Below are 6,138 nucleotides of genomic sequence, written 5' to 3'. Positions count from 1 at the left end.
GGGCCACGGGCAGCACCAAGGTCAGCGGCCCGGGCCAAAACGCCTCCATCAGCCGCCGTGCGGTCTCGTTGACCTCCGTCACTAATCCGTCCAACTGCCCCATATCCGCGATATGGACGATCAGCGGATTGTCAGACGGCCGACCCTTGGCGGCAAATACCGCCTCCACCGCTTCCGTATTTCGGGCATCAGCGCCAAGACCATAAACCGTCTCGGTCGGAAAGGCAACGACACCGCCCTCAGCCAGCAGCTTGCCCGCTTCCCGGATCTGCTCCTCAGCAAGCTTCCGTTCATCAGCCGATACCGTTCCGCTTGGGGCGCTGACCCGACCGCTGCTTTGTTCCCGGTCCCGTCCGCTGCCCATCCCCCCGCTTTGGCCCTCGACCTCTCCTTTAACACCGGCCACCAGCGATTGTACATCCCACCAGCGTGTGGTCTTAACTTCAGTTGTAACATTCCCGGCAGCCCTATTTTCCGTTACTGTATAATCTGAATTTCTCGTACTTATTTCCGCGTTTATTTCTTTTTCCTCCAAACTTACTCGCCCCGTCTGCTGCTTCTCTTCGCCGGGCGCGGAACGAGAAATAGCCTTGTCCACTTTTTGATCATGATCTGACTGCTTCATCTTATTATCATCCCAAACTTTTAATATAGAATATGCCACCTCTGAATAATAACCATGTAATACATCTCATTCATTTTTTTGCCTACCCTCTATTATAACCAATCCGAAATACGATCTCACCCCGTATTGCCAATCCGCCACCGTTACCACCACCTAATGGCTGTCCGTGTATCTCCCAAGAAACACTTTAAGTCATCAGAAATGTAAAAAACACTTATTACATGGAAATTCCCTCAAACGAAAAAAATAGCTGCGTAAGGGCAACTATTTTCTGATTATGGGCGCTAATGATGGCGAATCTATTCACCCATTCAATAAGTGTATATTAACTAATCATATTCTATTTTTACCTACGGAAGAGTCCAGCTGGTTATAAACAAGCGCCTATTCACCGCAAACCCCTGCCCTCACGATTCAGTTCTACTTTTACAGGAACCTGGAGTACGCTTTACGGAATCCTAATAAGAGATAAGAGATCAGCGTTCAATCCGATCTTGTTTGAATACTACGAATAAATTGAACGATGATGAACATCCACATATTCGTGGAAACCCCTGTCACCTTAAAATAAATTCACAATCCCCTGCCACAGATTGACCAGCGCGTCCCATAAGAAAAACCGTACCTCTGTCTCTTCAGGCTGTACCTGCTTCAGCTCGTCAGAAGCGTCGACGCTATCGGAAACCGTTTTTACTTTCGCTTCTGCCTTCGACTTTTTGGCCGTATCCAACGGGGCGGAAGCATCCTTCGCCTTATCTTCTTCCTTTGTCTTTTCTGCCTTTTGGCCCTTATCCTTGGCTAGCGCATCCCCACTGCCTGCATCCACGAAGCATAGCGGCGGGAAAAGCACGCACCACCAATTCTTCCCTTCGCCTTCCCCCAACGTAATGCGCAATGCTTCATAGTCACCTGCCGGATATACTGCGCCTCCGTACATTTTAGTCGGGAAGGGAACAACCCCCAGCTCAACTTGATAATTGTACTCTTTACCGTTATCGGCTAACGTCTGCTGAACCTTATCGCCGATTTCCGGCAAATGGTCCCGGATAATCCCTCTAGCTGCCTCCAGGCTCTGCGGGTCCTCCAGTTCACCAACCCAAGCATTCATCTGTTCAACCACAGCGTCGCGAACCTTCCGCTTCACCGCTTGATCACCAACTCCATCAGAATTGGCCAATATTCTTAACCGGATTGACTCTTGAGGAATCAGCCCCTCCGCAGCAGCCGTGTCCACTTTTTGTCCTTCCCAGGACATAAATAGAATAACAACGCTAAAAAATATAAGTGCAATAGATTTCCGGCTCATCCCCATACCGTCTCTCCCCTTCTCGTATCCCTGATGTTTATCAGTATGGACAGGTCAGGAGGTACATAAACCTAGCAAACTACTAAAATAGCAAAAATAATAGGACCACTTCAAAAGAGAGGTGATCCTGTGAGATCAATCTATTATATATAAGGACGGCTATCGTAAGTGCACTCTCCTGCCCAAACGAACGACATGAATACCGACCACCAACACCACCCAATCGGATCAGATCCATTGTAGCTCGCAGGGAAGTTTTTTTAAAGAATGGAATCCGCAGGCTTGCTTATCTTGACCTTGGCTATTCAGCTATTCTGACTACTCAGACTACTCAGACTACTCAAATTATCCAAGCGTAATTGCAATTGCCTAAAAGACGGGAAAGCCCACTTCTAACGAAACGTGGTATCGCTATTTCCACCAAAACAGGCTTCAAAAAAATTTAACGAAACAGGGTATCGCTATTGCAATAAAAAAGCAGCTTAACTCGGCTATTTATCCTAAATAAGACTCCAGAGTTTCGTTAAACTTCCAAACCCCTTGTTTTCGCAATAATAACGATCTGTAGTTTCGTTAGAGATTTCCCCCTGCAGAATCATTACGCTCGGCACCACGGTCGCCCGCACCAGCAGACCCCACCTGTCAAAGCCTGGTGGCCTCCCCTGCTCTCGGGCCGCAAAGCTCGCCTTCGAAGAGAGAAATTTGCCCGGCAGTTGGTGTTTGAGCTTCGTTAGAGATACACTTCGGGGATCATTGCGACTTCGCAGCCGGTTTCCGTGTTACCGCAGCAGTCGTCTGCTGCTCTTCGTCCACTTCATGTCCATGGATCCGGATGCTCATCGCTACGCCGATGCTTGCCATATTGATGACCAACGAGGTCCCGCCATAGCTTATGAACGGCAGCGTAATCCCGGTCAGCGGCATCAGGCCGATAAACATGCCGATATTCTCGAAGATCTGGTAAAGGAACAGGGCGACGATTCCGACGATAATCAGCGGCCCGCTTCGGTCCTTGCATTCCAGTGAGATTAGAATCAAGCGATGAATCAGTACAAAATAGAGCAGAAGCAGCACCGAGCTCCCCAGAAACCCAAACTCTTCGGCGATCACGACAAAGATCGAGTCCGAATACGTGAGCGGAACCCGCTCCGATTGCACGGTTGCCCCCTGCATGTAGCCTTCTCCAGTCATCCCGCCAGAAGCAATCGCCAGCTTTGCGTTTCTCGTATGATAGATCGCTTTCTCCGTTGCTTTATCCGGCACGAGCCAAGGATCAATCCGTTCAATCCAGTGCTCCCGGCCGATATCCGCAAAAAAATGATGAACTTCATCATAATAAATTTTATAAGCGCTGATGCCCCCGATAACCGAGCCGGCGAAGATTGCCAGCGCAATCAGAGCGTGGGAATACTTCATGCCGCCGATCCACAGCATTCCGACCAGGATGATCAGATAGCTAAGCGCATTCCCAAGGTCGTTTTGTGCCATAACGATCATGAATGGAACGAAGGTAAGAAGACAAATCGGTATGACATCTCTCCAGAAAGCCAGCTGTGTTTTACGCTTCCGATACAGAACATGGGCCAGGAATACAACAAGCAGCAGCTTGAAAAACTCCGCCGGCTGGAAGCTTAGTCCCCCCGGGAGGGTCATCCAGCCTGTCGCATTGTAGTAGGTATTCCCGATGAACATAACGACAACCAATAAGGCAACCCCAAGCAAATAAATGTAGAGGCCGTACTTTACTAGCAAGCGAAAGTCCACCAAGGACAACGCGAAGAAAGCTACAAATCCTACACCATAATACATAGCCATCCGCAGATGGTACCCATGATACTGCGTATTCGAGGTAGCGCTATACAGCACAGCAATGCTGATGCCCATCAGGAGCAATAGGATGAACACGATCGTGTAATCTATTTTTTTGAATTTATTAAGCATGGATCCTGTCCCCCGTCCGCTGGATCAATCTTGATGGCTGTTACCGCAGGTAACAACAATATGGCACACTATTGCATACCAAAAAATAGGCCTATTCTTTTTATTGTAAAAAAAACTTCGTTCAAAGTCCATTCGCCAAAGCACACCCTATTTCGCCAGACTTCACATCTCAATCCAAAAACGTATAAATAACTTCATAAGTTACATTTCCAGCTTTAATGTTTACTCTGGATAACGGGAGATGCCGAGGCTCCTGAATCATTCAGCCACTTCATTAAGCCATGCCGATCACATGGCGATCGATACCGGCCAAATCCGGAATCGTTAATATCTCCCGCCAATGCCCTGCGGCCCGAAGCAAGTCGGCCACATCTGCCGCTTGGCCCCTGCCCAGCTCGAAGCCGATCAGCTTCGGCGGCTCGGGCAGCAAAGCGAGCTGCTGCATCATGACGCGATAAGGGTACAGCCCGTCCGGCCCGCCGTCCAGCGCGCCGCGCGGCTCATAATCGCGCACCTCCGGCTGCAGCTCAGCGATCGTATCCGCCGGTATATACGGCGGATTAGAGACCACAATGTCCAGCGGCTCGCCCGCGAACGGTTCAAGCAGGTTCCCCTGCTTGAATTTGACAGCCAGGCCGAGCCGCCGGACATTGTCCTGCGCCACCGCCAGCGCTTCCGGCGAGATATCGCTCGCCGCAACGCTCCAGGCTGGGCGCAGATGGGCCAAAGCNTGCCGGTACCGATGTCGGCGGCCTGCGGAGCGCCGCCGGGCCACAGCAAATCGCCAAGCGCGGCGATTTGCTCTACCAGCAGCTCCGTCTCCGGGCGAGGGATCAGTACCGCCGGCGTGACCTTGAAGGTCAGGCCGTAGAATTCCTGCTCCCCGATAATATACTGCGCTGGCTCACCTGCGGCCTTACGGTTGATGGCCGCCTCCCAAGCCCCTTTGCTCTCCATCGGAAACGGATCGCGAAGCGCGAGCAAATACTTCGCCCCCTCAAGCCCAAGCACGTGGCGAAGCAGCAGCTCTGCATTGGAATCCGGCTCGTTCACGCCAATATCCGCTAAAAAAGAAGAAGCCTCTTTACGGGCTTCCAGAATAGTGAGCGCTCCAGATAGTTGATATCCGTTACGTTTCAAGGCAATTATTCTCCTTTGTCCATGAGCTCCGCTTGCTCAGCAATGGTCAGGGCAGACACGATCTCTTCGATCTCCCCGTTCATGACTTGATCAAGCTTGTGCAGGGTCAGACCGATGCGATGGTCGGTCACCCGGCTCTGCGGGAAATTATAGGTCCGAATCCGCTCGCTGCGATCTCCGGTTCCTACCTTGCTCTTACGCTCGCCGGCGTATTTCGCTTCCTCTTCCTGGCGCATCATGTCCATGATCCGCGTCCGGAGTACTTGCAACGCCTTATCTTTGTTAGAGTTCTGCGATTTGCCGTCCTGGCAGGTTGCCACGATCCCCGTAGGGATATGAGTTACACGCACTGCAGACTTCGTCGTATTAACGGACTGTCCGCCAGCACCGCTGGAACAGAAAGTATCGACGCGGATATCCTTATCGAGAATTTCCACATCAACTTCCTCAGCTTCCGGCATAACCGCTACCGTCGAGGTTGAAGTATGAATACGTCCGCCCGACTCTGTCGCCGGAATCCGTTGTACACGGTGAGCACCGCTCTCATACTTCATTCTGCTATATGCACCGCGGCCGTTAATCATGAAAATAACCTCTTTGAAGCCGCCAAGGTCGCTTTCATTCACATCCATAACTTCAACGCGCCAGCCCTGAGAATCGGCATACCGGGTATACATCCGATATAAATCAGCTGCGAACAAAGCAGCCTCGTCACCGCCGGCGGCACCACGAATTTCTACGATTACGTTTTTATCATCATTAGGGTCCTTCGGCAGAAGCAGGATACGGATTTCTTCCTCCAGCTCATGCATACGTGCAGAAAGCTCCTCGATTTCCATTTTGACCATTTCACGCATTTCATCATCCAGCTTCTCCGCTTGCATCGCTTTAGCGGCATCAAGCTCCTCGATTACGCGCTTATATTCGGTGTAAGCCTCATAAGCCGGCTGTAAATCCGATTGTTCCTTGGAGTAATCACGAAGTTTCTTCGTATCATTGGCTACATCCGGATCACAGAGCAACTCGCTAAGCTTCTCGTAACGATCAGCCAGGGATTGAAGTCGGTCCAACAAGGAAATTCACCTCTTTCAAATAACAATGTCCTAAAATTTCGTATATACAAACA

The 6,138-nt window shown here is 50.6% G+C and carries 5 protein-coding genes and 1 pseudogene; all 6 read right to left on the bottom strand.

Features of this window, described 5'->3' with window-relative positions:
• On the bottom strand, positions 1-625 hold a 625-nt coding region (locus BN1360_RS25860), incomplete at its 3' end, for an L-threonylcarbamoyladenylate synthase (protein ID WP_229520837.1).
• A 562-nt stretch (positions 626-1,187) separates the two neighbouring features.
• Positions 1,188-1,931: a stage II sporulation protein R gene (gene spoIIR / locus BN1360_RS05565; protein ID WP_229520835.1), complete on the bottom strand. Its 744-nt coding sequence runs from the start codon at positions 1,929-1,931 to the stop codon at positions 1,188-1,190.
• Positions 1,932-2,681: 750 nt separating this feature from the next.
• The gene (locus BN1360_RS05560) at positions 2,682-3,872 is read right to left on the bottom strand and encodes an FtsW/RodA/SpoVE family cell cycle protein (protein ID WP_068778893.1); all 1,191 of its coding nucleotides are present in this window, start codon (positions 3,870-3,872) and stop codon (positions 2,682-2,684) included.
• Positions 3,873-4,146: 274 nt separating this feature from the next.
• Positions 4,147-4,647: a HemK family protein methyltransferase gene (locus BN1360_RS26370; RefSeq protein ID WP_420707883.1), complete on the bottom strand. Its 501-nt coding sequence runs from the start codon at positions 4,645-4,647 to the stop codon at positions 4,147-4,149.
• Between the two features lie 167 nt (positions 4,648-4,814).
• A pseudogene (locus BN1360_RS26365) lies at positions 4,815-4,925 on the bottom strand (protein-(glutamine-N5) methyltransferase, release factor-specific); the annotation flags it as partial.
• A gap of 92 nt (positions 4,926-5,017) precedes the next feature.
• On the bottom strand, positions 5,018-6,085 hold the full coding sequence (gene prfA / locus BN1360_RS05550) for a peptide chain release factor 1 (protein ID WP_068778892.1): 1,068 nt from the start codon (positions 6,083-6,085) through the stop codon (positions 5,018-5,020).
• Between the last annotated feature and the right edge of the window lie 53 nt (positions 6,086-6,138).

It is taken from the genome of Paenibacillus sp. GM2 (assembly GCF_900069005.2).
Classification (GTDB): domain Bacteria; phylum Bacillota; class Bacilli; order Paenibacillales; family Paenibacillaceae; genus Fontibacillus.
The sequence above is the reverse complement of the archived record's forward strand: the minus strand, read 5'-3'. Positions and strand labels throughout refer to the sequence as shown.